The following is a 1,639-nucleotide window of genomic DNA, read 5'->3' as shown; positions in this document are numbered from 1 at the left end:
TAGGGTCTGCTTAGAAAATAAAAAAGGGATGATTTAGAGATATTGAGCTAGGTTTTTTGGAATTTAATGTGATTCAAGTGCAAGGAACTATGCAAAAGACCCCTAAAAGGCATGCACCCCGGTTAGCCTACACCAGCCAAAGCCAGCTTTCGTTCACCGGATTTGAGACCCCGTTCTACAATGGGTTGGACCCCTCCAACCGCTGGGTGGTGCTCAGCGCCCAGATTCCCTGGGACGAGCTGGTAAATCTGTTCAACAAACGTAATCCTGCCAAATCGACGGGAAGGCCAGCGCTGAACCCAAGAGTATTGATCGGAGCGGTGATCATTAAACACATGCTCAACCTGGACGATCGGGAGACCATTGCCCAGATCACCGAAAACATGTACTTACAGTATTTCCTTGGATACAGTTCCTATATCAAGGAGGCACCTTTTGATGCTTCGCTGTTTGTGGATATCCGCAAGCGGTTGGGTGAGGAGCTGATTGCAGAGATGAACGAAAAGATCTTTGAATTCTCCAAGGACAAAACGGTAAAAAAAAAGATAAAAGCCCTCCCTCAGACGATGGGACTGAAGTAGCCATCAGCAACAAGGGTGAAGTGATCTATGATGCCACCGCCTGCCCGCAAGACATCGCCTATCCCACGGATCTGAGACTGCTGAGTAAATCCCGGGAAATCACAGAAGCAATCATCGATGAATTGCATGCGGCAAAGCAGCAGGGCAAGAAGCCTCGGACTTACCGCAAAGTGGCCCAAAAAGCCTATCTGAAGGTGGCTCAGAACAAAAATCCGTCGAAGAAAGTCATTCGAAAAGGCATTAAATCCCAGCTTCAGTACCTCAAAAGGAACTTCAAAACGATTGAAAAGCAGCTGACAGGCTTCAAGGTCTTTCCGCTTTCCTACCGGATGCAGCGCAAGTACTGGATCATCCAGACCCTGTATGAGCAGCAACTGGGGATGTTCCAAACCCGAAGCCATCAGGTTGATGACCGGATTGTGAGTATCGATCAGCCTCATGTCCGTCCCATCGTGCGGGGAAAGGCAAGAGCAAAGACCGAGTTTGGAGCTAAGATCCACCTGAGCCTAGTGGACGGTTTTTCATTTTTGGACACCATATCATGGGATGCCTTTCATGAGGGAAACCACTTGAGTGAGTATGTGGAGAATTACAAAAAGCGGTTCGGCTTTTATCCGGCAAAAGTACTGGCCGACAAAATCTACTGTACTCGGGAGAACAGAAAATGGCTCAAGGACAAAAACATCAAATTGGCGGCCAAACCCCTGGGCCGCCCATCCGCCAAGGCAGTGGAAAACCACGTAAGACCCGGAGAGAGGAACCCGATCGAAGGGAAGTTTGGACAAGCTAAAAATGCATACGGGATGAACCGGATCAGAGCCAGACTTAAACACACCAGCCAATCGTGGATCGCCTCCATCATCCTAGTGCTGAACCTGGTCAAACTGGCCGGGATGGCACTGGCATGCCTAGGTTTTTCAGCACAGGAGAAGTTAAATCCTGCATTTCATAACACGTTGAACGTAATCCTAACCGTCTTTAAGATAAAAAACCAGTCCAAGAGGGAATCTGGACTGGCTTTATTAACTTATGCAGCCTGAGTTTTTCAGCAGGCCCTA

The 1,639-nt window shown here is 48.4% G+C and carries 2 protein-coding genes; both read left to right on the top strand.

The genetic code is table 11. The annotated features are described in order from the left end of the window. Window positions 1-89: 89 nt before the first annotated feature. A complete protein-coding gene (locus BLQ81_RS22875; protein WP_245693342.1) occupies window positions 90-581 on the top strand; it encodes a transposase in 492 nt (163 codons plus the stop codon). 20 nt (window positions 582-601) lie between these two features. Continuing rightward, window positions 602-1,621 carry a transposase gene (locus BLQ81_RS21840; protein WP_245693341.1) on the top strand — a complete coding sequence of 340 codons (1,020 nt, stop codon included), beginning with the start codon at window positions 602-604 and terminating at the stop codon, window positions 1,619-1,621. The last annotated feature ends 18 nt before the right edge of the window (window positions 1,622-1,639 follow it).

This window comes from Algoriphagus alkaliphilus (assembly GCF_900103735.1).
Taxonomy (GTDB): domain Bacteria; phylum Bacteroidota; class Bacteroidia; order Cytophagales; family Cyclobacteriaceae; genus Algoriphagus; species Algoriphagus alkaliphilus.
This window is presented reverse-complemented; position numbering and strand designations above follow the sequence as displayed.

Excerpts from the sequence above, each read along its gene's own strand:
- BLQ81_RS22875 (WP_245693342.1), top strand. The coding sequence starts at position 90 with ATGCAAAAGACCCCTAAAAGGCATGCACCCCGGTTAGCCTACACCAGC.